The organism is Neoaquamicrobium sediminum (assembly GCF_013240295.1).
GTDB classification, from domain to species: Bacteria; Pseudomonadota; Alphaproteobacteria; order Rhizobiales; family Rhizobiaceae; genus Aerobium; species Aerobium sediminum.
The window spans coordinates 931,686-956,804 of the sequence record NZ_JABETK010000002.1 but is presented as its reverse complement, the minus strand read 5'-3'; the positions used below and the strand labels follow the sequence as shown (position 1 = coordinate 956,804).

Sequence of the window (25,119 nt, the reverse complement as noted above, 5' to 3'; positions counted from 1 at the left end):
GATCAATGGCCGATCTGAAACTGACGGACATTTCCAAGAGCTATGGATCGATGTCGGTCATCGAAAAGCTTTCGCTGTCGATCGACGATGGCGAATTCGTCGTGCTCGTGGGGCCGTCGGGCTGCGGCAAGTCCACCCTGCTGCGCATGATTGCGGGGCTGGAGCCCATCACCGGCGGCGATCTGGTGATCGGGGGCGTTCGGGCCAACGACGTCCCGCCGCAGAAGCGCGACACGTCTATGGTATTCCAATCCTACGCGCTGTTTCCGCATATGACGGTGCGCGAGAACATCAGTTTCGGCCCCCGCGTGCGCGGAGAGCCCAAGGCCGAGACGGAAACACGTATCCGCAGGGCCGCGGAAATCCTCAATCTCGGCGACTATCTCGACCGACGGCCGGGGCAACTCTCCGGCGGCCAGCGGCAACGCGTGGCGATGGGGCGCGCGATCGTGCGCGATCCCAAAGTGTTCCTGTTCGACGAGCCGCTTTCCAATCTCGACGCCAAGCTGCGCATCCAGATGCGCACGGAGATCAAGGCGCTTCACCAGAAGCTCGGCACCACGATCGTCTACGTGACCCACGACCAGATCGAAGCCATGACAATGGCCGATCGCATCGTTGTGATGAACAGTGGCCATATCGAGCAGGTCGGCACGCCGCTGGAGCTCTACGACAACCCCGCGAACACCTTCGTTGCCGGTTTCATCGGCTCGCCTGCAATGAGTTTCCTGCAGGGCAGCACCGCTTCGGAAAACGGTTCGCCGGTCGCGACCCTCGGCGATGGCACCAAGCTGCCGATTGCCGGTGGCCATGGCGAGCGCCAGGTGACGATTGGCATCCGACCGGAAGCCTATCGCCGTGACCCTGAGGGGCCTTTGGCCCTGTCTGTCAGCGTCGTGGAGCCGACAGGGCCGGAAATCCATGTGTTCGGGACCATTGCAGGCGAAGACGTGCGGGTTGTGCTGCGCGACCGCGAACTGCCGAAACCGGGTGAGCAGCTTCGGCTCTCGGTGCCCGTCGAGCACGTCCATCTCTTCGATACACAACGTGGCCAGCGGCTCGGAGGAGACTTCCACTGATGGACACACGCGCCCCCGCAGCCCCCGAACGCACGGTCGACATCATCGCCCGTTTGCAGGACCGGCTCGAACGCGGGCGCGGCGCCGAAATCAGGCTCGTGGAGAGTATCCTTGCCGACCCGCAATTCGCCGCGCACGCACCCATTGCGCAGATTGCGGAACGGGCGGGCGTCAGCGAACCGACGATCACAAGGCTGGCTCGGGGGCTGGGCTTTCCAGGCACACGCGAGATGCGTTTTCATCTGGCGCAGGCGCTGGCCATAGGCGGCGCCTATCTGCGCGAGCCGAGCGTGCCGGCAGAGGAGCTGCCGCTGTCCGCGCAGGTGATCGCCAAGGTGGCGTCCGGTGCGCACGCCGCCCTTGACCTCATGTCCATGGGGCTTGCCGATGTCGACATCGAAGGCATGGCGCGGCAAATCTGTCGTGCCAGCCAGATCCTCGTCTATGGCACCGGCGGCGGGTCATCCTTCGCGGCCGTCGAATTGCAGAACCGGCTGTTCCGCCTCGGCCTCCATGTGACCGCGCATACCGACCCGCAGCTTCAGCGTATGAGCGCTTCCGTGCTCGAGCCGAAGGCGGTCGTCATCGGCTTTTCGGTTTCAGGCCAGGCGGCATCGGTCCGCGATGCGGTGACGATCGCGCGGCAGTATGGTGCGAAAGCGATCGTCGTGACATCTCCCAACACGCCGCTCGCCAAGGCAGGTGACGCCCTGTTGCCGCTGACGTTCAAGGAAGACGGCAACCTCTACAAGCCGTCCTCCACCCGTTATGCCCTTCTGGAGGCGGTCGACATACTGGCCATGGCCACGGCGCAGACGATCGGGCCGAAGGTGCTCGAATCGCTGCGGCGCGTCCGCCACAGCCTTGCAAGCCAGAACATCCGCAACCCTGACCTGCCTATCGGAGACTGACACTTTGCGTATCATGGACCTCGAAACGCCCGCCGTGGTCATCGACCGGACGAAGGTGGATGCCAATCTCGCGCGCGCGCAGACCTATGCCGATGCGAACGGGCTGAAACTGCGCCCGCACATCAAGACGCACAAGCTGCCGACGTTCGCCCGGCTGCAATGTGAGCTTGGTGCCATCGGCATCACCTGCCAGAAGGTGGGCGAAGCCGAGGTGATGGCCGATGGCGGCATCACCGACATCTTCATCCCCTACAACATTCTGGGTGAAGGGAAGCTTGAGCGGCTGGCGGCCCTGCATCAACGCGTGAACATGTCGGTCAGTGCCGACAGCGCCGTGACGGTCGCGGGCTACGCGGACCACTTTACCGACCCCGCACGCCCCCTGCCCGTCCTGATCGAATGCGACATCGGCGCCGGGCGGTGCGGTGTCCAGTCGGCCGACGAGGCGCTGGCGCTTGCCCGCCGGATCGAGGCCGCACCGGGCCTTCGCTTCGAAGGGCTGATGACCTATCCGCCGCGCGGCGCGCTGGAAGCCGTCGAACGGTGGCTCGAGGATGCGGTGACCCTGCTGGAGAAGAACGGCATCGCGGTGAACACGGTGTCGAACGGCGGGTCACCCGACTTCTACGCGGCGGCAACCGTCAAGAGCGCGACCGAGCACCGGCCGGGCACCTACATCTATTCCGACCGGATGCAGGTCGCTTTCGGCCATGGCACGCTTGCGGATTGCGCGCTGACCGTGCTTGCCACCGTGGTGAGCCGCCCGACGCAGAACCGCGCCGTCCTCGACACCGGCTCGAAAGCGCTCGCCGCCGATATGGCTCCTGTGCCGGGTCACGGGCACATCGTCGAATATCCCGCCGCCGTCATCACAACGCTCAATGAGGAGCATGGCATCGTCGATTTGTCAGCCTGCGCCATCAAGCCGGAGATCGGCGAGAAGGTGCGCATCATCCCCAATCACGTCTGCGTCGTTTCGAACCTCTTCGACGTGGTCAACCTTACCGACGGCGAGATCGTGCTGGAAACCGTGCCAGTCGCGGCACGCGGCAAGCTCGCCTGATTTTTACGCCAACCAACGGACCGACTCATGATCTACGACAAGAACCCCTTCCCGCAGGGCGATGCCGACCGTCACGCATTGTGGGAGATGCTGGTGCATCGCGACATCGACGCCTTTCTCGCGCAGGACTGGTCGATGGTGGCCGACGATTTCGCCGACGACCGCTTCTTCGGCATGCATGCGCATTTCCTGAATGACGCCGATTCCTGGCGGCTGCAGTTTCCCGATGTCGCGACCTATCGCGACGAATGGCTGCGCCAGGCCAAGGAGACCGCGGCGACCGAGTTCGCCGAGCCGTTGCGTGACGCGCTTTTCCGCGTGACCAACATGCGCGACATGGATATCGATGGCGATCGCGCGGTGCTGCACAAGAAGTTCAACGGCAGTGTGCGCAAGGCCGACGGCACCGAAGACCGGCTCAACTGGCAGACGCTTTATTTCTGCTCAAAGCTCGGTGGCCGGTGGAAGATCACCGGTTTCGTCGGCTACATGCCTCATCCGCTCGGGCGCTGAGCACAGCAACGCGGTCCGCCCAAACACGCTACTCCGCCGCCTCCTTGAAAGCGCCGGGCGTATAGTTGAGGATCGGCCCCAGCCAGCGCTCGACTTCGGCGATATCCATGTTCTTGCGTTGGGCGTAGTCCGCGACCTGGTCGCGCTCGACCTTGGCGACGCCGAAATAGTAGCTGTCGGGATGGGCGAGATAGAGCCCCGAGACCGACGAACCCGGCCACATCGCGTAGCTTTCCGTGAGGCTGACGCCTGCCTGCCGTTCGGCGTCGAGCAGGCGGAACAGCGTTGCCTTCTCGGTGTGATCCGGCTGCGCCGGGTAACCGGGGGCCGGGCGGATGCCGGCATATGGTTCGCCGATCAGTTCGTCGGGCGCGTAAGCCTCGTCGGCGGCGTAACCCCAGAACTCCTTGCGCACCTTTTCGTGCATACGCTCGGCAAAGGCTTCCGCGAAGCGGTCGGCAAGCGCCTTGACCAGGATCGAATTGTAGTCGTCGTTGGCGCGCTCGAAGCGTTCGGCGATGGCGACTTCCTCGATGCCGGCCGTCACCACGAAGCCACCGAGATAATCGGGCTTGCCGCTGTCGACAGGCGCGACGAAATCGGAAAGCGCCAAATTGGCCTTGCCGTCGCGCTTGGCGAGCTGCTGGCGCAGGGTGAAGAAGGTGGCGAGCTCCTGCGCCCTGCCCTCACCCGTGAACAGCCTGATGTCGTCGCCAACCGCCCCTGCGGGCCAGAAGCCGATGACGGCGCGGGGGTGAACCACTTCTCCGCGATGATCTTTTCCAGCATCGCCTGCGCGTCGGCGAAGAGCTGGCGCGCGGCCGCGCCCTGCTTCTCGTCTTCAAGGATTTTCGGATAGCGTCCCTTCAGCTCCCAGGTCTGGAAGAAGGGCGTCCAGTCGATGTAGCGCGCCAACTCGGCCAGATCCCAGGTCTCGAAGGTTCGGGTGCCGAGGAAGGCCGGCTTCGTCGGCTCATATCCAGACCAGTCGATACGATGGGCATTGGCGCGCGCGCGGGCCAGCGGCAGGCGCTGCTTCTCGGCCTCGGAACGATGGTGGGCGTCGGCGACCTTGCGATACTCCGCGCGCAGCGTTTCCACATAGCCGGGTTTCTGCTCCGAAGACAGCAGGCTGGAGACGACGCCGACGGCGCGGCTGGCATCGGTGACATAGACCGCCTGCCCGCGTTCGTAGCGCGGATGGATCTTCACCGCCGTATGCACGCGGCTGGTCGTGGCGCCGCCGATCAGCAGCGGGATCTCGAAGCCCTCGCGTTCCATCTCGGCAGCGACGTGGGCCATCTCGTCGAGCGACGGCGTGATCAACCCGGAAAGGCCAATAATATCGACCTCCTCTGTTCGGGCGGTCTCCAGAATCTTCGTTGCCGGTACCATCACGCCGAGATCGATGATCTCGTAATTGTTGCACGCCAGAACGACGCCGACGATGTTCTTGCCGATGTCGTGGACGTCGCCCTTCACGGTCGCCATCAGAACCTTGCCGGCGCTCTGGCGCTGTCCGCCGCCGGTGGCAAGCTTCTCCGCTTCCATGTATGGGAGCAGCACGGCCACGGCCTGCTTCATCACGCGCGCCGATTTCACGACCTGCGGCAGGAACATCTTGCCAGCGCCGAAGAGGTCGCCGACGACATTCATGCCGGCCATCAACGGTCCTTCGATGACATGCAGCGGACGCTCGGCGTTCTGCCGGGCTTCCTCGGTGTCGGCCTCGATGTATTCGGTGATGCCGTTGACGAGCGCATGTTCAAGCCGCTTCTCCACCGGCCATTCGCGCCATCTGAGGTCCTTTTCCCTCGCCTCCTTGCCGGCCGCACCCTTGAAGCGCTCGGCAATCTCGAGCATCTGCTCGGTCGCGGTGTTGCCTGCCTTCGGCCGGCGATTGAGGACGACGTCCTCGCAGGCTTCGCGCAGCTCCGGATCGATCGATTCGTAAACGGCGAGCTGCCCCGCATTGACGATGCCCATGTCCATGCCGGCCTGGATGGCATGGTAGAGGAACACGGCATGCATCGCCTCACGCACCGGCTCGTTGCCGCGGAAGGAGAATGACAGGTTCGACACGCCGCCCGATACGTGGACGTGCGGCAGGGTCCGAATGATCTCACGGGTCGCCTCGATGAAGTCGACACCGTAATTGTCATGTTCCTCGATGCCCGTCGCAACAGCGAAAATGTTGGGGTCGAAGATGATGTCCTGCGGCGCGAAACCGGCCTTCTCGGTCAGCAGCTTGTAAGCACGCGTGCATATCTCGACCTTGCGTTCCTTCGTGTCGGCCTGTCCGGCCTCGTCGAAAGCCATGACGACGACGGCGGCGCCATACATGCGGCACAGCTTCGCCTGGTGGAGAAAGGCCTCCTCGCCCTCTTTCATGGAGATCGAATTGACGACCGGTTTGCCCTGCACGCATTTCAGGCCGGCCTCGATCACTTCCCATTTGGAACTGTCGATCATCACCGGCACGCGGGCGATGTCCGGTTCGGCGGCGATCAGGTTGAGGTATTCCTGCATCGCCTTCTTCGAATCGATCAGGCCCTCGTCCATGTTGACGTCGATGATCTGCGCGCCGTTTTCCACCTGGTCGCGCGCAACGTCGAGCGCAGTGGCGTAGTCTCCTGCGGTAATCAGCTTGCGGAATTTCGCCGAGCCGGTCACGTTTGTGCGCTCGCCGACGTTGACGAAGGGAATGTCGTCCGTGAGCGTGAACGGCTCGAGGCCGGAAAGCTGCATCAGCGGTTTCACCGTCGGCAGGCCGCGCGGCGTGTGGCGGGACACAGCCTCGGCGATTGCCGCGATGTGCTCCGGCGTCGAGCCACAGCAGCCGCCGACGATGTTGACGAGCCCTTCGCGGGCGAATTCCTCGACCTGTTCGGCCATGAATTCGGGGCTTTCGTCGTATTTGCCGAATGCGTTGGGCAGGCCGGCGTTGGGATAGGCACAGGTGAAAGTGTCCGCGACGCCGGAAATCTCGGCCAGATGCGGCCGCATCGCGGCCGCGCCCAGCGCGCAGTTAAGGCCAATGGAAAACGGTCTCGCGTGCCTTATGGAATGCCAGAAGGCGGTCGGCGTCTGACCGGAAAGTGTACGGCCGGAAAGGTCGGTGATCGTGCCGGAGATCATCACCGGCAGGCGAACGCCCTTCTCGTCGAACACTTCCTCCGCCGCGAAGATCGCGGCCTTGGCGTTGAGTGTGTCGAAAATGGTCTCGATCAGGATGATGTCGGAGCCGCCGTCGATCAGGCCGCGTAGCTGTTCGCCATAGGCGATGCGCAGCTCGTCGAAGGAAACTGCGCGATAGCCGGGATTGTTGACGTCGGGCGAGATCGAGGCGGTGCGGTTCGTTGGGCCCAATGCACCGGCGACGAAGCGGCGGCGGCCGTCTTCCTGCTGGGCGCGCAAAACGGCGCGCTTGGCAAGCCGGGCACCATCGCGGTTCAGCTCATAGACCATCTCCTCCATGCCGTAATCCGCTTGCGCGATGGTCGTGGAGGAAAAAGTGTTGGTCTCGACAATGTCGGCGCCCGCCTTCGCGTAGCGGTAGTGAATCTCCTCGATCGCCTTCGGCTGGGTGAGGATCAGCAGGTCGTTGTTGCCCTGCTGGTGGCAGGCACAGCCGGTGAAGCGGTCGCCGCGAAAATGATCCTCGTGAAAGCCCAACTCCTGAATCTGCGTGCCCATCGCGCCATCGAGGACGAGAATGCGCTTGCGTGCGGCTGCCGCCAGCGCCGCGAAAATCTCCGAACCATCCGGCTTCGGGGCTTCGGGTCCGAAAAGGGCATCTATCGGTGAAGGCATTTGCGACACTACTTATTCCTTGGACGACACAGTCTGTCGTCACATAAAGACATCTTTATGTCAACATGCAGGGCCGGAGCCTGATCGATGAATTGGTCGCGTCGGTCGTGGACAAGGCCGCTGCGGCGTTCTACCTCTCGGTGGCTGCAACGCCCCAACCCCGCGAGCTGACGCCATGACGCCCTCCAAAGACATTGCCCGCCTGATCGAGATCATGGCGGCGCTGCGCGACCCCGAATCCGGCTGTCCGTGGGACGTCCAGCAGGATTTCGCGTCGATCGCACCCTATACGATCGAGGAAGCCTACGAGGTCGCAGACGCTATCCAGCGTGATGACCGCGACGACCTGCGTGACGAGCTGGGCGATCTGCTGCTGCAGGTCGTCTACCATGCTCGCATGGCTGAAGAAGAAGGCGCCTTCGACTTCGGCGATGTGGTTCATGCCGTGACGAAGAAGATGATCCGCCGCCATCCGCATGTCTTTGGCGACGAGGCGGCGCGCGGCGCCGGCATGGCAAAGGGCATGTGGGAACGCATCAAGGCCGAGGAAAAGGCGGAGAAGCGCGCTGCCCGCCTTGCGCGTGGGCTCGACCCGGAAGATCACGGCAAGGGCTTTCTGGACGGCATACCGCTGGTCCACCCTGCCCTGACGCGCGCCTTGAAACTGCAGGAAAAAGCCGCACGCGTCGGCTTCGACTGGAAAGAGGCCAAACCGATCCTCGACAAGATCGAGGAGGAGATCGGCGAATTGCGGGAGGCAATGGAAAAGGGCGCGGAAGACGAAGTCGCCGGCGAGTTCGGCGACGTGCTCTTCGCGATCGTCAATTTCGGCCGTCATCTGAAACTCGACGCCGAAGACGCGCTGCGGCGCACCAACGACAAATTCCGCAACCGCTTCCACTATGTCGAAGCGGCGCTTGAGGCGCAGGGTCGTACGCTCGACGATGCCTCGCTCGACGACATGGAAGCGCTCTGGCAGCAGGCCAAGGCAGCAGAATAGCCGACTGAAGTCGAGAAAATTTCGTCGCGATGTCACTGCAGCGATTTCGATCTCGTCATGGTTTCGAACCCAACAGAAGGAAGCGAACCATGACTGCACAAATCGATCTCTTTGCCGCCGCGCCGACGCTGATGAAATCCTGGACCGGAACGTCGATGGCCGTCGCCTCAAGCATGGAGCCGAGCCTCATCGAACTGGTCAAGATCCGCGCCTCGCAGATCAATGGCTGCGCCAATTGCCTCAACATGCATACGGCCGAGGCGCGCGCGAAGGGCGAGACCGAGCAGCGCATCTATCTGCTGTCGGCGTGGCGTGAGGCACCGTGCTACACCGACCGCGAGCGCGCCGCTCTGGCCTGGACGGACGCACTGACCCGTCTTTGCGAGGGGCATGAACACCATGCCGCACGCGAGACGCTTCAGGCCCATTTCAGCGAGGAGGAGCAGGTGAAGCTCACCCTGATGATCAACGTCATCAACGGCTGGAACCGGCTTGCTGTCGGCTTCGGCCTCTGGCTCGATCCGGCCGAGGCCAAGACCGCCGCACAGGCTGCCGCCTGATGCCGCAGGCGCGCCCAAGCGACGACGCTGCGGGGAGTTTCTCCCCGCAGCGTGCCATGCTGATGCGGGTTGCCTACCGCATGCTGGGCTCGGTCGCCGACGCCGAGGATGTGGTGCAGGAGGCATTCATCCGATGGCACGCGGCCGACCGGAGCGCGGTCAGGGAACCCGGCGCATTTCTGCGGCGCACTGTCACCAGGCTTTGTCTCGACCAGCTCAAGTCGGCGCGTCACAGGCGGGAGACCTATATCGGGCCATGGTTGCCGGAGCCGGTCATGGAGGAAGACGTCCAGGAAGATGTCACGCTGCCTCTTATGCTCGCACTGGAACGGCTGTCACCGCTCGAGCGCGCAGCGTTCCTGTTGCACGACGTCTTTGGCCTCGACTTCGACGAGGTTGCGCAGACGATACAGCGGGATGAGGCCGCCTGCCGTCAGCTTGCGGTCAGAGCGCGTGCCCATGTGCGCGAAGCGCGGCCGCGCTTCGAGATCGACAGGCAGACGGGCAAGGAGATCGCAGAGGCGTTCTTTGCCGCTTCCCGCAGCGGCGACATGACGGCGCTCGGCGCGATGCTGGCCGCCGGTGTGAGTGTTCATTCGGACGGTGGCGGCAAGCGGCCGGCCGCGCTGGAGCCTATCATCGGCTTCGAGGCGGTCATGAAGGTGCACGAGAGCCTCGTCGCGGTCTTCAAGGACGGCGGCTCCAAGCTTGTTCGAGCCGGTCTCATCAACGGGTTGCCGGGCTTCATATCACTGGAGGCGGATGGACAGATACAGACTACGACACTCGACATCGAGGATGGTCGCGTCACCGCGATCTACATCGTGCGCAATCCGGAGAAGCTGAGGCATCTGAACTGAGCGCAGCCGGCTATTCCGCCGCGCGTCCGAAGCGTTCCTCGATTTCCTTGCGAATGGCAGCGGTCGCGTTGACGATGAGATCGACGCTGCCGTCTTCGTGGTTCTCGCGCCCGATCACGTCGCCATTGCGGTAGACCCAGTCGATCTCGCCGGCGCGCGCGGTCGTCAGCTTCACCCGGACGGTGGCCGTGGCACCCGCAATGCGTTCTTCCACCAGCGCGCTCAGGCGATCGACGCCTTCACCGGAAATCGCGGAGATCGCAACGGGCTTCGTGGTTCCGCCATCAGCCTGCAACAGCCTTTCCCGGTCGGTTTCGTCCAGAAGATCGACCTTGTTCCAGACTTCCAGCACACGCCGCTCATCGGACGCGTCGACGCCGAGATCGCCCAGAATGCGGGCGACGTCCTCGGCCTGTGCGGCCGTATCGGGGTCCGAGATGTCGCGAAGGTGGATGATCAGGTCCGCCTCCACCACCTCCTCCAGCGTGGCGCGGAAAGCAGCGACGAGATGGGTGGGCAGGTCGGAGATGAAGCCGACGGTGTCCGACAGGATGACGAGCGTTCCATGCGGCAGCCGTACCCGGCGCAGGGTCGGATCGAGCGTCGCAAACAGCATGTCCTCGGCCAGTACCCCTGCCCCGGTCATGCGATTGAACAGCGTCGACTTGCCGGCGTTGGTGTAGCCGACGATGGCGACGATCGGATAAGGCACCTTGCGGCGCTTGGAGCGATGCAGGTCGCGGGTGCGCCGCACCGTCTCCAGCTCGCGCTTCAGCCGCATGATCTTTTCCTGCAGCATGCGACGGTCGGCTTCGATCTGGGTTTCGCCGGGGCCGCCGAGGAAGCCCGCGCCGCCGCGCTGGCGCTCAAGGTGCGTCCAGCTTCGGACCAGACGGCCCTTCTGGTAGTTGAGGTGAGCGAGGTCCACCTGCAGCGCACCTTCGCGTGTCCTGGCGCGCCGGCCGAAGATTTCGAGGATGATGCCAGTGCGATCCAGCACCTTTGCGTTCAGCGCCTTTTCGAGGTTTCGCTGCTGCACCGGTGTCAGCGGGTGGTCGACAAAGACCAGCTCCGCCTCATTGTCCTTCACGATGGTGGCGAATTCATCCAGCTTGCCGGTTCCGAGAAGGGTTGCCGGCCGTGGATCGTTGACCGTGACGATCTCGGAATGGACGGTGTCCAGATCGATCGCCGCGGCAAGACCTATGGCTTCTTCAAGGCGCGCCTGTGCGGACCGTGGCTGGCGAGGGCGTGCCCTTGCAGCCTCGTCTCCCGATGCCTTCGGCAGCCGGGTCAAAACCGGCACGATAATGATTGCGCGGGCAGTCTTTTCCTGGGGCATCTGGTCCTTTGCCACTCCTGTCGAGCGGCGCCGAGAGCCCCCTGCCCGTTCGGTCTGGGTCAATCAGGCTTCCCGGCCGTTTTCGTCGCCGTCGAACATCTGCACCGGCTGGCTGGGCATGATGGTCGAGATTGCGTGCTTGTACACGAGCTGCGAATGGCCATCGCGTCGCAGGAGGACGCAGAAATTGTCGAACGACGTCACGACGCCTGTCAGCTTGACGCCATTGATAAGGAAGATTGTGAGTGGATTCTTGCTCTTGCGAACTGAATTCAGGAACACGTCCTGCAAGTTTTGGGTCCGTTCCGCCATTTTTCTTGTCTTTCGCCGATCCCCCAACGGAATGCCACTAATAGCGCCCATTTGGGTGCGCCCTGTCAAGCGCGCAACAACAAAGTCGGCCCGCCGGAACGGCGAGCGAACGATTCATTCGGCCCCTTTCGCCGTCGCGGTTATCAGGCCGGGGTCTTTTCCGCAATGTCAAAAAAGGCTTCGCGCAGAGAAAGCGTCACCGATCCGGGGTGCCCGTTGGCGACACTCGCGCCGTCGATATCGACGACCGGCATCACCACCGTAGTGGCCGCAGTGATGAAAGCTTCCTTGGCGCCTTTTGCCTCATCAACCGAGAAGCTTCGCTCCTCGACCTTCAGGCCGAGCTTCTTTGCCACGTCCATGACGGTTGCGCGCGTGATGCCGCGCAGGATGCCGAATTCGGCCGGGCGTGTGACCAGCGTGCCGTCCGCAGTGACAATCCACGCATTGGTGGAAGCGCCTTCCTTGACTGTGCCATCGGTGTCGATGAACCAGGCTTCCACTGCGCCGGCTTCGCGGGCTTTCTGGCGTGCGAGCACATTGGGCAGGAGGCCGACGGTCTTGATGTCGACGCGCTCCCACCGGTTCTCCGGCACGGTGATGACCTTGACGCCTTCGGCCGCCCGTCGCGCGGCGACTGCCGGGCTCGACCGCTTTGCGGTGACGACGAGCGCGGGCTGGGTACCGGCCGCGGGGAAATAGTGATCGCGCGGGGCGACCCGCGCGGGTCACCTGCAGATAGACCAGACCATTCTCGACATGATTGCGGCGCACGACCTCGCGCATCACGAATTCGAGCGCGCGCCGCGCGATCGGCCATTCGATGCGTAGCTCCCGCAACGAGCGGTCCAGCCGGTCCAGATGCCGTGTCATGTCCATGATGTTGCCGCGCGCGACCTCGCAGACTTCATAGACGCCGTCGGCAAACTGGTAGCCGCGATCCTCGACATGCACCGAAGCATCGGCGTGCGGCGTGTAGCGCCCGTTGACATAGGCAATGCGTGGCATGGACCCTCTCCAGGAAATGATGCGGCAGTCTCGAAACTGCCAGTCAATGAACAGGTTCGTCAGAAGAATTCAAGGCTGACCCTGAACATCTGCTCGACCTGGCGCACTGCCGACGCCATGGCGAAGATCACCACGCGGTCCTTCGGCTTGATGCGCAGGGACCCGTTCGGCCGGATGACGGCATTGTCCCGCAGGATTGCGCCGAGCCGGATGCCTTCCGGTAGGTCGAGTTCGCGCAGCGGGCGGCCCACCAGCGGCGACGTTTCGAGCGCCTCCGCCTCGATGATCTCGGCCGCGCCGTGCTGAACGCTGTGCACGGCCCGGATGCGGCCGCGCCGGACCTGCTGCAGGATCCGCGAAATCGTCGCCATGCGCGGATTGATGTAGGCGTCGACGCCCAGCATGCCGGCGAAGTCGTGATAGGTCGGATTGTTGATGAGCACCAGGTTGGCGCGGCAGCCGAGCCGCTTGGCCATCACGCCGGAAAGGATGTTGACCTGATCGTCATTGGTGAGCGCGACAAGCAGATCCGCTTCCGCGATGTCGGCTTCCATCAGCAGCTTCTGATCGAGCGCACTGCCGTGCAGCACGATGGTGCGGCGGAGGCTGTCGGCGGCCGCGACGGCACGTTCGCGTCCAGCCTCGATGATCTTCACCTTGGCAGGCGTGTCGCCGTTTTCGATCGCACGCGCCACATGAAGGCCGATGTTGCCCGCGCCGGCGATGACTATCCGGGCGGCCTTTTCCTCGTCGTGGCCGAAAAGCCCCATGGTTCGGCGGACCTGCTGCTTCGAGGCAACGACATAGGCGATGTCGCCGACAGCTAGCTGGTCCTGCGAGCTTGCGACGAACAGACGCCCGCCGCGCGAAATGCCGACCACGGTCGCCAGCAGATCCGGAAACAGCTCGCTGAGCTGCGAGAGCGGCGTGTCGACGACCGGGCAATCCTCGAGACACTCCAGCGCCACCATGATGATGCGGTCGTCGGCGAAGCCCACCGCATCCGCCGCACCCGGCAAAGCGATGCGTCGCAGAACCATCTCGCCGACTTCCAGCTCAGGCGAGATGATGACGTCGATCGGCATGTTGTCGCGTGAGAACATGCCCATGGCGTGCGGCTGGAGATAGGCCTGCGCACGGATACGCGCGATCTTGGTCGGCACCTCGAACAGCGAGTGTGCGACCTGGCACGCAATCATGTTGACCTCGTCATGAAACGTCACGGCGATGATCATGTCGGCGTCCTTGGCGCCGGCCGCCTCCAGCACGTCCGGATGTGCGCCATGACCCACGAAGCCGCGCACGTCCAGCGCATCGCGCACGTTTCGGATCAGCTCCGGTGAAAGGTCGATAACCGATACGTCGTTCTTCTCGGCGGCCAGTTTCTCGGCAATGCCGTAACCGACCTGCCCCGCTCCACAAATGACGACACGCATGTCGTATTACACCCCCAGGGATTTCAGCTTACGATGCAGCGCTGAGCGCTCCATCCCGATGAACTCTGCCGTGCGCGAGATGTTGCCGCCGAAGCGGTTGATCTGCGCCAGCAGATATTCCTTCTCGAAAAGTTCGCGGGCCTCGCGCAGCGGCAGCGCCATGATGTGCTGGTCCGACTGGTTGGGTGCGCGTGGCATCACGTCGCCGATCTCCTGCGGCAGCAGGTCGGCCGTGATCGGCGCGTCGACGTCGTCGCCGCGCGCCAGGATCATCAGGCGCTCGATGTTGTTCTTGAGCTGGCGAACGTTGCCCGGCCAGTTGTGCGCCTGAAGCACGGCGAGTGCGTCGTCGCCGATGCGACGCGGACGGATGCCGGCCTGGCTGGCGATCTGGCGCATGAAGCTGTCGACCAGGAAGGGTATGTCCTCGCGCCTCTCGGAGAGAGCCGGCACGAGAACCGGCACCACCGCAAGCCGGTGGTAGAGGTCCTCGCGGAACCGTCCCTGCCGGATCATCGCCTCGATGTCCTGCGCGGTCGAAGAGATGATGCGCACGTCGACCTTGACGCGCTTCGAACCGCCGACGCGCTCGAACTGCTGATCGACCAGCACGCGCAGGATCTTGCCCTGCGTCTCGCGCGGCATGTCGGCGACCTCGTCGATGTAGAGGATGCCGCGATGTGCCTCTTCCAATGCGCCGACCTTGCGCTCGCCGCCATTGGCCTCTGTGCCGAAGAGCTCCATCTCCATGCGCTCCGGCGTGATCGAGGCGGCGCTCACGGTGACGAAAGGGCCGCTCTTGCGGGCGGAGAGGGAATGGATGGCGCGCGCTGCCAGCTCCTTGCCCGAACCCGACGGGCCTATCACCATGACGCGGCTGTTAGTGGGCGCCACGCGTTCGATCGTCTGGCGAAGCTGGCTCATGGCTGCCGACATGCCGATGAGATCGAAGGTTTCGCCGCTGCGCTTCTTCAGGTCGGACAGTTCCCGGCGAAGCTTGGATGTTTCCAGCGCACGCTCGGCGATCAGGATCAACCGATCCGCCTTGAACGGCTTTTCGATGAAGTCGTAGGCACCGCGACGGATGGCGGAGACCGCCGTCTCGATGGTTCCGTGGCCTGAGATCATCACGACCGGCAGGTTCGGGTGCAGCTTCTTGATCTCGTCGAGAAGTGCCAGCCCGTCCAGGCGCGATCCCTGCAGCCAGATGTCTAGGAATACGAGACGCGGCACCCGGTCGGCGATCGCGGCCAGCGCGCTGTCGGCATCGTGGGCCTTTCGCGTTTCGTGGCCCTCGTCGTCGAGGATGCCGGCGACCAGTTCGCGAATGTCTTCCTCATCGTCAACGATCAGAATGTCAGACGCCATTTTCAACCTTTTCATTCGTATTGTCGTCCGCCGCCCCTGCCGCAGGCAGAACGACGCGGATCATGGCCCCCGGCCTTCATGGAAGGTTTCGGGGGCGTCGTGCAGTTCGAGCCGCCCGCCATGGTCTTCCACGATCTTCTTGACGATCGCGAGGCCGAGGCCCGTCCCTTTCTCGCGAGTGGTCATATATGGCTCAAGCAGCCGCTGGCGATTCTCGCGAGGCAAGCCCTTGCCGTTGTCGACCACGTCCACGGTGATGTTCTTGCCGGACCGCTGTGCCCGAATCAGGATCGCACCCGGTTCACCACCTTCACGCTCCACGGCCTCGATGGCTTCGGCGGCGTTCTTGATGAGGTTGCCGAAGGCCTGGCTGAGAAGGCGGCTGTCAAAGGTTCCCATCAGCGGCTCGTTACCAAACTCACGCGTGAAGGTGATGTCGCTTCGGCTGACCTCCACCAGGAACGATGCCTCGCGCAGCGGCTCGCGCAGGTCCAGCACCTGCATGTCCGGCTTCGGCATGCGCGCGAAAGCCGAGAACTCGTCGACCATGCGGCCGATGTCGCCAACCTGGCGGATGATCGTCTCGGTGCACTGGTCGAAGATTTCGCGGTCTTCGGTGATGGATTTCCCGAAGCGTCGGCGGATGCGTTCGGCCGAAAGCTGGATCGGCGTCAGCGGGTTCTTGATCTCGTGGGCGATGCGCCGCGCGACATCGGCCCAGGCGGATGAGCGCTGCGCGGAAACGAGATCGGTGATGTCGTCGACTGTCACGACGTAGGAGGTGGCACTGCGCTCCACGCCGCCCTCCTCGGTCGTGACCTGCACGTTGAACGTTCGCTCGGCGCCGCCACGGTAGAACGTCACCTGCTCGCGATGCACCGGGCGGCCGAGCGTGCGGCCGATCTCGAAAACGCCGCCGACATGCGGAAGGACTTCCGTGAGGCTGCGGCCGAGCACGTTGCCGGATCGAATGGTGAGCATTTCCTCGGCAGAGCGGTTGACCATGGAGATGGTGCCATCCTGACCGACACCGATGATGCCGGCGGTAACGCCCGACAGCACCGCCTCGGTGAAGCGTCGACGCTCGTCGATCACGTCCTTGGCGGAAAGCAGCTCGTTGCGCTGCGATTTGAGCTGCCGGATCATCTCGTTGAAGGTTTCGGCAAGCGATGCGACGTCGCCGTCCGAACGCCGTACCGGTACCGCGACATCGAGATTGCCGGTCGAAACCTCGTCGGCCGCGCCAATAAGCTGGCGGATTGGTCGCACGATGCGGTCTGCGACCGCTATGCCGGTCCAGATCGCCGACAGGACGATGATCAGCGTCAGGCCGAGATAGGCGAGCGCGAAGGCAAGCTGCGTCGGCAGCCGGTTGTTCTCAAGCTGCCGGTATTCGTCCGTGTTGGCGCGCACGATCTGGCGGGCGCGGATAACCTGCTCGTCGAGCGTGCGGATCGTATAGAGATAGGCGTCATCGATCTCCCGCAGTTTCACGATCGCGCCGATGATGTTGCGAACGCGTGGCTCGATCAGCACGGGCAGGCCATCAGCGGCCGTGCGCACCGTCTCTATCGGCGGCGCGGGCATCTGGAAGTCTGCATCCGTCTCCGCTTGCATGATGACCGAGCCGTCGGCCCGGATGAGTGCGGCGTGATCAAGGCCCCGCCCTCGCGCCTGCTGCGACAGCAGCGAACGGAACCCGGTGCGGTCGAGGCCGTAGAGCGTGCGGCTCGCGTCCAGCACATAGGCGGTCGAAAGCGTCGCGTCCTGAAGATTGCGGGCGTTTTCGAGCACGTAGGCTTCGGCGATCGACATCGAAGAACTGATGATGACCTTCGTGCGGATCTCGAACCAGCGGTCGAGACCGATGTCGAGTGTCACCGAGGCGACGATCGCGACGAGGATCGCCGGAATGGCCGCGACCAGCGAGAACATTGCGACGATACGTACGTGCAGGCGTGATGCCGCCTTACCGCGCCTGCGAGCCATGACGATACGGTAGCCTTCGCGCGCGATCAGCGCGATAAGGAGAATCACGAAGGCGCCGTTGATCGCCGAGAGCCACACGGGCGTCGATTCGTCAGGTGTGATCGGTGTCAGGCCCAGCAGCACCGTGAACGACAGGCCGGCCGAAACAAGGGCGCCCACAATGGCGACGATTCCCGGCAAAGCCAGCAAGCGCCGGCTTTCGACGGCGGCTTCCGGTATTGCCGGTGGTGTCATTGCGGGTGTCTGTAGCGCCATCAGCTCTGGTTAGCCGTCCATCACGCGTTGCATCTATGCAACGCATTGTGGCGATTGTGCAACAAACACATCGCGTCCGGGAGGTGGAAAGAGGGTAATCGGCTATTTCGAGGCGCGATAGACGTTGACGCCCAGCTCATGGATTTTCTTGCGTAGCGTATTGCGGTTCAGGCCAAGCAATTCCGCTGCCTTGATCTGGTTGCCACGTGTCGCGGTCATCGACGCGAGCACCAGCGGATATTCCACTTCGGCGAGGACGCGCTGGTAGAGACCGGGAGGCGGAAGCTCAGTGCCGAAACCGGCAAAATAGCGCTGAAGGTGAAGCTCCACCGCCTGGCCGATCGTGATGTCGTCGGGCAGCATGGCAGCCGCAGGCATCGAAGGCGAGGCTTCAACGGTGCGCAGCTCGGTCTCGATGATCTCGGCGGTGATTTCGTCCTGCGGATAGAGCGCGGCCAGCCGCCGGACGAGATTTTCCAGCTCGCGCACATTGCCCGGCCAGGGGTAACGCTTCATCAACTCGACGCCGGCTGTGGAGATGCGCTTGGGCTGCAGCCCTTCCTTCTCGCCGAGTTTGAAGAAATGGCGCACGAGGTCGGGCACGTCCTCCGCGCGCTCGCGCAGTGCCGGCAGGCGCAGCGGCACCACGTTGAGACGATAGAACAAATCCTCGCGGAAGAGGCCCTGATTGATGAGGGTACGCAGGTCCTTGTTGGTGGCGGCTACGATGCGGACATCGGTGCGGATCGGCGTGCGCCCGCCGACAGTCGTGTATTCGCCCTGCTGAAGCACGCGCAGCAGCCGAGTCTGTGCCTCCATCGGCATGTCGCCGATTTCATCCAGGAACAGCGTGCCGCCCTCGGCCTGCTCGAAGCGGCCGGTCGAGCGGTTCTGCGCGCCTGTGAAGGCACCCTTCTCGTGGCCGAAAAGTTCCGACTCGATCAGGTCGCGCGGGATGGCAGCCATGTTGATGGCGACAAACGGCCCGCTGCGGCGGCGGCCATATTCGTGCAGCGCTCGTGCGACCAATTCCTTGCCGGTTCCGGACTCGCCGGTGATCATGACCGTGAGGTCGGTTTGCATCATCCGCGCCAGCATGCGGTAGATGTCCTGCATCGCCGCCGAGCGACCGACGAGCGGCATCGGGTCCGGTTGCTCGTCGCCGCGCATGTCGGGCACGTGGCGGCGCGGCTCGGACAGCGCGCGATTGACGATTGTCAGAAGCTCGGTGAGATCGAATGGCTTCGGCAGGTACTCGTAGGCACCCGTTTCGGAAGCGCGGATCGCCGTCATGAAGGTGTTCTGCGCGCTCATGACGATGACGGGAAGGTCCGGCCGTGCCTTCTTGATGCGCGGGATCATGTCGAAGGCATTTTCGTCCGGCATCACCACATCGGTGATCACCAGATCGCCCTCGCCCGCTGCGACCCAGCGCCAGAGCGTGGAGGCATTGGAGGTCACGCGTACATCATGGCCCACACGCGAGAGTGCCTGGTTCAGAACGGTCCTGATCGCGGCGTCGTCGTCAGCGACGAGGATGTTTCCGCGCGTTGTCATGCAGCGCTTCCTTCTTCGGCTGTGTCGTCCATGGCCCGCGGTTCCCTCCAGGCCGGCATGAGGACGCGGAATGTGGTGCCGCGCGCGGACGAGTCGCATTCGATCACCCCGCCATGCTCGCCCACGATCTTGGCAACCAGCGCCAGCCCGAGACCGGAACCATTTGTCTTGGTGGTGATGAACGGATCGAAGAGGATCGGCAGGATGTCGTCGGGTACGCCCGGCCCGTTGTCGTGAACGCAGAATTCCAGCGGGAGCGAGACGCGATCCTGCGTGCCGGGCACGGAAAGTCGTATACCTGGACGGAAAGCCGTAGACAGCGTGATTTCACCCTCGGGATCGCCGCCGATGGCTTCGGCCGCGTTCTTTACCAGGTTGATGAAGACCTGGATGAGCTGGTCGCGGTTGGCATAGACGGGCGGCAGCGAAGGATCATAGTCCTCCACGATGCGCACGCGCTTGCCAAAACCGTTCCGCGCCAGCGCCTTCACGTGGTCGAGCACGACATGAATGTTGACCGGCCAGCGGTCTATCGGCCGCTCGTCGGAAAAGACCTCCATGCGGTCGACGAGCGAGACGATGCGGTCTGTCTCGTCGGTGATGAGGCGGGTGAGCGCGCGGTCCTCGTCCGAGACAACAGTTTCCAGGAGCTGGGCTGCACCCCGGATACCCGAAAGCGGGTTCTTGATCTCGTGCGCCAGCATCGCCGCCAGCCCGGTGACGGACCGCGCCGCGCCCCGGTGAGTCATCTGACGGTCGATCTTGTCGGCCATCGACCGTTCCTGGAACATGACGACCACGTGGCCGGGCAGTTCCGGGACCGGCGCCACGTAGAGATCGACGATACGCTCCGTGCCTAGCCGCGGCGAGGAAATGTCGACGCGATATTCGTTGAACGGTGCACGCCGCTCGCGCACCTGCTCAACCAGCGTCAACAGCGGACTGCCAAACGGGACGAAACGCTCGAGCCCGTCTCGCGCCAGCATCGCGGCGCTGGAGCGGAAGAAGTCCTCGGCGTCGGCGTTGGCGAACGGGATGCGTCCGTCGGGCGCGACCATGATGACGGGATGGCGGATCGTGTTGAGGACGATCGCCGCGGGGTCGATCCCTGCAGGAAGCCCCGACGTCATGCGGCATTCCTCAAATCGGCCTCGGCTGCAGCCGAAAACACGCGACGCAGACCACCGATCACCATTGCCGGCTCGGTCGACGTCATGACGAGGCGGCGAAGCTCATCCGAGACGGCGGGAGCATGGCGGTCGAGATACCAGCCGAGATGCTTTCGGGCCTGACGGAGGCCAGACTCGGTTCCGTACAAAGTGAGCATGTCCTTATAATGATTTATAATATAATCGCAAAGTTCGTTCGATGAATGCGGAACGCCGTCGCCGCCACCATCACCCGCCTCGGCTGCGATCGCGCCGGCAAGCCAGGGCGCGCCATAGTGCCCGCGACCAATCATCACCGCGTCGGCGCCCGACTGGGCGAGCATCTCCGTCGCATCTGCGAGGGTCTGCACGTCGCCATTGGCCACGATTGGTATGCTCACGGCCTGCTTGACCCTCGCGATGGCGCGCCAGTCGGCCCTGCCCTTGTAAAACTGGCAGCGCGTGCGGCCATGAACGGTCACCATGGCGACGCCCGCATCCTCCGCCCGGCGGGCGATGGAGGTAGCATTCATTGCATCCTCGTCCCAGCCAAGGCGCATCTTGACCGTAACCGGAACCTCGACTGCGCCGATCACCGCCTCGATCAGCGACAAAGCATGGTCGGGGTCGCGCATCAGCGCCGAGCCGCAATAGCCCCCGGTAACCTTCTTTGCCGGGCAACCCATATTGATGTCGATGATGTCGGCACCTTCACCGGCCGCGATCCGTGCCCCCTCGGCCATCCATTCGGCATCTCTGCCCGCGAGCTGCACGACATGGATCGGAACGTCGGGGCGGCGGATGCGTAGCGCGGAGTTGCGCCGGCCCTTGGCGAGCTCGCCGCTGGCCACCATTTCGGACACGACCAGCCCTGCCCCGTGCATGGTCGCACGCTTGCGGAATGGCTCATCGGTAATCCCAGACATCGGCGCAAGGAAAACGCGGTTTCCAACCGTGAGGCCTCCGATTTGAAAGGGCTTCGCGATGTTGGTGGAAGGGTTCATGCACAAAAACCAAGCAATCCTATTTTCTGCACAACGCCTAACCAGAATTGGCGCGTTGTGCAACTGCGAAAACGTGCGGGATGGCGCGTGCGGGCGAATTTGGCTGGCGAATCCGCGCACAGGTAACTAAGCCTTGCCCTGACTTCAATGGAAACCCGGGCAAATCATGACAACAGGCGGGATCGGTGTGGTAATCGTGGCGGCGGGGCGCGGCGAGCGCGCTGGCCAGTCCGCTGACGGTCCCAAGCAATATCGGCGGATCGGCGGCGTTCCGGTGATCCGCCGCACGCTCGACGCCTTTCTTGCACATCCCGCCATCGGTGCCGTCGCGGTGGCCATCCATGCCGATGACGATGCGCTGTTTGCCGAAGCCGCGGGCGATGCTGCCGGGGACGTGATCGTCGTTCACGGCGGCAAGACGCGCCAGGCATCGACACGCCTTGCTCTTCTGGCGCTCAAGGAGCGCCAGCCTGCGGCGGTCCTGATCCACGATGCAGTGCGGCCCTTTGTCGATGCTGACCTGATCGATCGCGTGGTTGTAGGGCTCGACCATGGCGGAGGCAGCCTGCCAGCCCTGCCCGTTTCCGATACCCTCAAGCAATCCGGCGCCAAAGGCCTGGTCGACAGGACCGTGCCGCGCGAGGGGCTGCATGCCGCGCAGACGCCGCAAGGCTTCCCGTTCGAGGCGATCCTTGCGGCTCATGACAGCGCCTTTGGGGCCGACCGCGACGACTTCACCGACGACTCCGCTATTGCGGAATGGGCCGGCATCCCGGTGCGCATCGTTCAGGGCTCGCCGGACAATGTGAAACTCACATGGGCAAGGGATATCGAGATGGCAAATGCACGTCTTTCGTCGTTGGGTGCCTTTCCCGACGTGCGCACCGGCAACGGCTACGATGTGCATTGTTTCGGCGAAGGCGACCACGTCACGCTGTGCGGCGTCGACATCGCCCACCATCACAAGCTTTCCGGACACTCCGATGCCGATGTCGGCCTGCACGCGCTGACCGATGCGCTGCTGGCAACCTGCGGTGCCGGTGACATCGGCACGCATTTCCCGCCATCCGACATGCGGTGGAAGGGGGCGGCCTCGCGCATTTTCGTGGAAGAGGCCGTGCGCATCGTGCGCGAGCGTGGCGGGCGAATTGCAAACGCGGACATAACCGTGATCGCCGAGGCGCCCAAGATCGGCCCGCATCGCGCGGCTATGACGGAGGCTCTCTCGTCGATGCTGCGCATTTCGGCCGACCGCGTCTCGGTCAAGGCAACGACGAATGAGAGGCTGGGCTTTGTCGGCCGCGAGGAAGGCATTGCGGCCATCGCCACGGCCACGGTTATCTACCCTGGAGGGTTGCCGGAATGAGCGATCTGACGCCCCTCGCCCGCCGCTTCCTCGAGAGCTGCAAGGATGCTGGCATTCTTGCCGCGACGGCAGAATCCTGCACGGGCGGGCTCATCATCGCGCATCTCACCGATATTCCGGGTTCGTCCGCGATGGTCGATTGCGGGTTCGTGACCTATTCCAACGAAGCCAAGATGGCGATGATCGGCGTCGCAGAGGAAACGCTCGCTGCCCACGGTGCCGTTTCGCGCGAAACAGCGCTGGAGATGGCTTCGGGCGCGCTTGCCCGCAGCCGCGCGGGCATCGCGCTTTCGGTCACCGGTATTGCAGGCCCGGACGGGGGCAGCGCGGAGAAGCCGGTCGGGCTCGTGTGGTTCGGCGTTGCGGTCAGTGGTCGCGAGCCTTTTGCCGAAAAGCGCATCTTCGACAATCGCGGCCGTGACTTCATACGCAACGAAACCGTGCGCACGGCGCTGCAACTTGGAGTTGCGGCCCTGTCGAAAGACTAGCTTCCAGCTTTGGCTTGGCGATCCGTTCCGTAGACTTCGTCTGCGCGCTTCTCGAATGCCTCGGCGAACATGCGGAAGGCGCGGTCGAACATTGCGCCCATCAGCGCGCCCAGTATCCGGCTCTTGAACTCGTAGTCGATGAAGAAGCCGATCTCTGTACCGCCACCGGCCGCTTCCTCGAACAGCCAGCGATTGTTGAGGTATTTGAACGGCCCGTCGATATATTTGACGTCGATGCGGTTCTCGGCAGGCTTCAAAACGACCTGGCTCGTGAAGGTCTCGCGGATCGCCTTGTAGCCCACGGTCATGTCGGCAACGAGCAACGTCACCCCATCGCGCTCCCGCCGCGACCGGACGCTCAGCGCCTCGCACATCGGCAGGAACTCGGGATAGCGTTCGACGTCGGCTACCAGCGCGAACATCTGCTCCGGCGTATGGGCAACGACTCTCTTTGTTTCGTAGCTAGGCATCAGAAACGGCTACACCGGTGTTTTCAGCCGGGCAAGCAGGGCATCGGCGTCGGCGGGACGCCGCAGAACCACAACCGGCACGTCTGGCCGGTGCATTTCTATCTGCCCGGTGATCTCCGGCGTCTCGTTTTTCTCGAAATTCCAGATGTAGCGCAGGAACTCCAGATCGATCTTTTCGGGGCAGCCGGCTGCCATTCCAGGCCGAACCGTGCCGGCATGACGCCACCAGCGGCGAACCACGCGGGAGAGGCACAGCCATCGCGACAGGCGAAACCAGACAACGAGGTCTGTGCGAGGCAGCCTTATATCCAGTGTGCCGGCGCTGTTGCCGTCCATGATCCAGCGTTCGCCCGCCGCAGCCTCGGCCATCATACGTTTGATCTCGGCCCTGTCGCGCAGCTTCCAGGCCGGCAGCCAGAAAAATCCCGGTCCATCGGTATGTGCGGCAGGCCAAGCGCCTGCGCCAGGGCAGCGGAAAATGTCGACTTGCCAGCGCCCGAACAGCCGATCACCAGCACCCGCTTTGCATCGCTCAGCGGGGTGTCGTGCCAGTCGACGAGATTCACGCCCGGGCCAGAGCCAGCTTCTTTTCGCGGGCGGCGCGGAGCCGTGCAAAATCATCGCCGGCATGGTGGGACGAGCGCGTCAGCGGGCTCGACGAGACCATCAGGAAGCCCTTTGTGTAGGCGACGGTCTCGTAGGACTTGAACTCGTCCGGCGTCACGAACTTCTTCACCGGATGGTGCTTGCGCGACGGCGCGAGGTACTGGCCGATCGTGATGAAATCGACATCGGCGATCCGCAGGTCGTCCATGAGCTGGAGCACTTCGTTTCGCTCCTCGCCCAGCCCGACCATGATGCCGGACTTGGTGAAGATCGTCGGGTCCAGCTCCTTGACCCGCTGCAGCAGCCGGATCGAGTGGAAGTAGCGCGCGCCGGGCCGCACCGTCAGATAGTTCGACGGGACGGTCTCGAGGTTGTGGTTGAATACGTCGGGCTTGGCGGCCACCACGGTCTCCAGAGCGCCGGAGGCGTCCTTGCGCAGGAAATCCGGCGTGAGGATCTCGATGGTCGTGTCCGGTGACGCATCGCGGATCGCGTGAATGACGTCGGCGAAATGCTGCGCGCCGCCGTCGGCGAGGTCGTCGCGGTCGACTGAAGTGATGACGACGTGCGAGAGCGCCATCTGGCGCACGGCCTTTGCGACATTGGCCGGCTCTTCCAGATCGAGAGGCGTCGGGATGCCCGTCGCCACATTGCAGAACGCGCAGGCCCGGGTGCAGATCTCGCCCATGATCATGAAGGTGGCGTGCTTCTTGTCCCAGCATTCGCCGATGTTGGGGCAACCCGCCTCCTCGCACACGGTGACGAGGCGGTTGGACTTCACGATTTCGCGTGTTTCGAGATAGCCCTTCGAGACAGGCGCCTTGACGCGAATCCACTCCGGCTTGCGCAGCACCTCCTGATCGGGCCTGTGAGCCTTCTCCGGGTGGCGCGGGCGCGGTTTTTCCACGAGATCGAGAACGTTGACCATACGAGAAAAGTCCTTGTCGTCCGGCTGATATAGGCCTTGGCGG

19 protein-coding genes and 3 pseudogenes are annotated in these 25,119 nt (G+C 63.7%); 9 read left to right on the top strand and 13 right to left on the bottom strand.

The features are described from left to right. Positions 1–5: 5 nt before the first annotated feature. The 4 genes from HK436_RS16540 to HK436_RS16525 are packed head-to-tail and all read left to right on the top strand — an operon-like array spanning position 6 to position 3,566. Positions 6–1,079 carry an ABC transporter ATP-binding protein gene (locus tag HK436_RS16540; RefSeq protein WP_173191517.1) on the top strand — a complete coding sequence of 358 codons (1,074 nt, stop codon included), beginning with the start codon at positions 6–8 and terminating at the stop codon, positions 1,077–1,079. Then, positions 1,079–1,990 carry a MurR/RpiR family transcriptional regulator gene (locus HK436_RS16535; RefSeq protein ID WP_173191515.1) on the top strand — a complete coding sequence of 304 codons (912 nt, stop codon included), beginning with the start codon at positions 1,079–1,081 and terminating at the stop codon, positions 1,988–1,990. The genes HK436_RS16540 and HK436_RS16535 overlap by 1 nt, the downstream gene beginning before the upstream one ends. A gap of 13 nt (positions 1,991–2,003) precedes the next feature. After that, positions 2,004–3,053 (top strand): D-TA family PLP-dependent enzyme, encoded by a 1,050-nt coding sequence (locus HK436_RS16530; protein ID WP_173193549.1) that lies wholly within the window; start codon positions 2,004–2,006, stop codon positions 3,051–3,053. A 27-nt stretch (positions 3,054–3,080) separates the two neighbouring features. After that, positions 3,081–3,566 carry a hypothetical protein gene (locus HK436_RS16525; protein ID WP_173191513.1) on the top strand — a complete coding sequence of 162 codons (486 nt, stop codon included), beginning with the start codon at positions 3,081–3,083 and terminating at the stop codon, positions 3,564–3,566. A 28-nt stretch (positions 3,567–3,594) separates the two neighbouring features. On the opposite strand, the pseudogene metH reads toward HK436_RS16525, so the two are convergent. Then, positions 3,595–7,379, bottom strand: a pseudogene (gene metH / locus HK436_RS16520) (methionine synthase). 175 nt (positions 7,380–7,554) lie between these two features. Here metH and mazG point away from each other — a divergent pair. The 3 genes from mazG to HK436_RS16505 all read left to right on the top strand — a co-directional run bounded on the left by mazG (position 7,555) and on the right by HK436_RS16505 (position 9,799). After that, complete coding sequence (mazG, locus tag HK436_RS16515) at positions 7,555–8,379, top strand: nucleoside triphosphate pyrophosphohydrolase (RefSeq protein WP_173191510.1); 825 nt, start codon at positions 7,555–7,557, stop codon at positions 8,377–8,379. A gap of 89 nt (positions 8,380–8,468) precedes the next feature. Next, positions 8,469–8,939 carry a carboxymuconolactone decarboxylase family protein gene (locus tag HK436_RS16510; RefSeq protein ID WP_173191509.1) on the top strand — a complete coding sequence of 157 codons (471 nt, stop codon included), beginning with the start codon at positions 8,469–8,471 and terminating at the stop codon, positions 8,937–8,939. Next, positions 8,939–9,799: a sigma-70 family RNA polymerase sigma factor gene (locus HK436_RS16505; protein WP_173191507.1), complete on the top strand. Its 861-nt coding sequence runs from the start codon at positions 8,939–8,941 to the stop codon at positions 9,797–9,799. Before HK436_RS16510 ends, HK436_RS16505 begins: the two co-directional genes overlap by 1 nt. A 10-nt stretch (positions 9,800–9,809) precedes the next feature. Here HK436_RS16505 and hflX read toward each other — a convergent pair whose 3' ends face one another. From hflX to dusB, 9 genes and pseudogenes are all read right to left on the bottom strand, one after another. Further along, positions 9,810–11,204 (bottom strand): GTPase HflX, encoded by a 1,395-nt coding sequence (gene hflX / locus HK436_RS16500; RefSeq protein WP_376769169.1) that lies wholly within the window; start codon positions 11,202–11,204, stop codon positions 9,810–9,812. Further along, positions 11,205–11,453: an RNA chaperone Hfq gene (gene hfq / locus HK436_RS16495; RefSeq protein ID WP_173193545.1), complete on the bottom strand. Its 249-nt coding sequence runs from the start codon at positions 11,451–11,453 to the stop codon at positions 11,205–11,207. Positions 11,454–11,596: 143 nt separating this feature from the next. After that, positions 11,597–12,461: pseudogene (locus HK436_RS16490) on the bottom strand (D-amino-acid transaminase). Between the two features lie 59 nt (positions 12,462–12,520). Then, a complete protein-coding gene (gene trkA / locus HK436_RS16485) occupies positions 12,521–13,897 on the bottom strand; it encodes a Trk system potassium transporter TrkA (RefSeq protein WP_173191505.1) in 1,377 nt (458 codons plus the stop codon). A gap of 6 nt (positions 13,898–13,903) precedes the next feature. Then, positions 13,904–15,265: a nitrogen assimilation response regulator NtrX gene (ntrX, locus tag HK436_RS16480; RefSeq protein ID WP_173191503.1), complete on the bottom strand. Its 1,362-nt coding sequence runs from the start codon at positions 15,263–15,265 to the stop codon at positions 13,904–13,906. Continuing rightward, positions 15,255–17,509, bottom strand: a pseudogene (locus HK436_RS16475) (sensor histidine kinase NtrY-like). The gene ntrX and the pseudogene HK436_RS16475 overlap by 11 nt, the downstream one beginning before the upstream one ends. 102 nt (positions 17,510–17,611) lie before the next feature. Beyond that, positions 17,612–19,066, bottom strand: coding sequence for a nitrogen regulation protein NR(I) (ntrC, locus tag HK436_RS16470; RefSeq protein ID WP_173191501.1), 1,455 nt, complete (start codon positions 19,064–19,066; stop codon positions 17,612–17,614). Beyond that, positions 19,063–20,196, bottom strand: coding sequence for a two-component system sensor histidine kinase NtrB (locus HK436_RS16465; protein ID WP_173191499.1), 1,134 nt, complete (start codon positions 20,194–20,196; stop codon positions 19,063–19,065). Before HK436_RS16465 ends, ntrC begins: the two co-directional genes overlap by 4 nt. After that, positions 20,193–21,218, bottom strand: a complete 1,026-nt coding sequence (gene dusB / locus HK436_RS16460) for a tRNA dihydrouridine synthase DusB (RefSeq protein WP_173191497.1) — start codon at positions 21,216–21,218, stop codon at positions 20,193–20,195. The genes HK436_RS16465 and dusB overlap by 4 nt, the downstream gene beginning before the upstream one ends. Positions 21,219–21,384: 166 nt before the next feature. Between dusB and HK436_RS16455 the strand changes: the two genes are divergently transcribed. Continuing rightward, entirely contained in the window at positions 21,385–22,584 is a 1,200-nt protein-coding gene (locus HK436_RS16455; protein ID WP_173191495.1) for a bifunctional 2-C-methyl-D-erythritol 4-phosphate cytidylyltransferase/2-C-methyl-D-erythritol 2,4-cyclodiphosphate synthase, read from the top strand. After that, positions 22,581–23,072 carry a CinA family protein gene (locus HK436_RS16450; RefSeq protein ID WP_173191493.1) on the top strand — a complete coding sequence of 164 codons (492 nt, stop codon included), beginning with the start codon at positions 22,581–22,583 and terminating at the stop codon, positions 23,070–23,072. The genes HK436_RS16455 and HK436_RS16450 overlap by 4 nt, the downstream gene beginning before the upstream one ends. Here the strand turns inward: HK436_RS16450 and HK436_RS16445 are convergent. The 3 genes from HK436_RS16445 to lipA form a co-directional block, all read right to left on the bottom strand. Then, positions 23,069–23,542, bottom strand: a complete 474-nt coding sequence (locus HK436_RS16445; RefSeq protein ID WP_173191491.1) for a type II toxin-antitoxin system RatA family toxin — start codon at positions 23,540–23,542, stop codon at positions 23,069–23,071. The genes HK436_RS16450 and HK436_RS16445 overlap by 4 nt on opposite strands. Positions 23,543–23,551: 9 nt before the next feature. Then, the gene (locus HK436_RS16440; RefSeq protein WP_244649001.1) at positions 23,552–23,914 is read right to left on the bottom strand and encodes a P-loop NTPase family protein; all 363 of its coding nucleotides are present in this window, start codon (positions 23,912–23,914) and stop codon (positions 23,552–23,554) included. A 190-nt stretch (positions 23,915–24,104) separates the two neighbouring features. Continuing rightward, positions 24,105–25,076, bottom strand: a complete 972-nt coding sequence (gene lipA / locus HK436_RS16435; RefSeq protein WP_173191489.1) for a lipoyl synthase — start codon at positions 25,074–25,076, stop codon at positions 24,105–24,107. Between the last annotated feature and the right edge of the window lie 43 nt (positions 25,077–25,119).

Bases quoted from the DNA above. Each gene is read 5' to 3' on its own strand.
- HK436_RS16540 (WP_173191517.1), top strand. From the start codon at position 6: ATGGCCGATCTGAAACTGACGGACATTTCCAAGAGCTATGGATCGATG.
- HK436_RS16535 (WP_173191515.1), top strand. From the start codon at position 1,079: ATGGACACACGCGCCCCCGCAGCCCCCGAACGCACGGTCGACATCATC.
- HK436_RS16530 (WP_173193549.1), top strand. From the start codon at position 2,004: ATGGACCTCGAAACGCCCGCCGTGGTCATCGACCGGACGAAGGTGGAT.
- HK436_RS16525 (WP_173191513.1), top strand. From the start codon at position 3,081: ATGATCTACGACAAGAACCCCTTCCCGCAGGGCGATGCCGACCGTCAC.
- mazG (WP_173191510.1), top strand. From the start codon at position 7,555: ATGACGCCCTCCAAAGACATTGCCCGCCTGATCGAGATCATGGCGGCG.
- HK436_RS16510 (WP_173191509.1), top strand. From the start codon at position 8,469: ATGACTGCACAAATCGATCTCTTTGCCGCCGCGCCGACGCTGATGAAA.
- HK436_RS16505 (WP_173191507.1), top strand. From the start codon at position 8,939: ATGCCGCAGGCGCGCCCAAGCGACGACGCTGCGGGGAGTTTCTCCCCG.
- hfq (WP_173193545.1), bottom strand. From the start codon at position 11,453: ATGGCGGAACGGACCCAAAACTTGCAGGACGTGTTCCTGAATTCAGTT.
- trkA (WP_173191505.1), bottom strand. From the start codon at position 13,897: ATGCGTGTCGTCATTTGTGGAGCGGGGCAGGTCGGTTACGGCATTGCC.
- ntrX (WP_173191503.1), bottom strand. From the start codon at position 15,265: ATGGCGTCTGACATTCTGATCGTTGACGATGAGGAAGACATTCGCGAA.
- ntrC (WP_173191501.1), bottom strand. From the start codon at position 19,066: ATGACAACGCGCGGAAACATCCTCGTCGCTGACGACGACGCCGCGATC.
- HK436_RS16465 (WP_173191499.1), bottom strand. From the start codon at position 20,196: ATGACGTCGGGGCTTCCTGCAGGGATCGACCCCGCGGCGATCGTCCTC.
- dusB (WP_173191497.1), bottom strand. From the start codon at position 21,218: ATGAACCCTTCCACCAACATCGCGAAGCCCTTTCAAATCGGAGGCCTC.
- HK436_RS16455 (WP_173191495.1), top strand. From the start codon at position 21,385: ATGACAACAGGCGGGATCGGTGTGGTAATCGTGGCGGCGGGGCGCGGC.
- HK436_RS16450 (WP_173191493.1), top strand. From the start codon at position 22,581: ATGAGCGATCTGACGCCCCTCGCCCGCCGCTTCCTCGAGAGCTGCAAG.
- HK436_RS16445 (WP_173191491.1), bottom strand. From the start codon at position 23,542: ATGCCTAGCTACGAAACAAAGAGAGTCGTTGCCCATACGCCGGAGCAG.
- HK436_RS16440 (WP_244649001.1), bottom strand. From the start codon at position 23,914: ATGATGGCCGAGGCTGCGGCGGGCGAACGCTGGATCATGGACGGCAAC.
- lipA (WP_173191489.1), bottom strand. From the start codon at position 25,076: ATGGTCAACGTTCTCGATCTCGTGGAAAAACCGCGCCCGCGCCACCCG.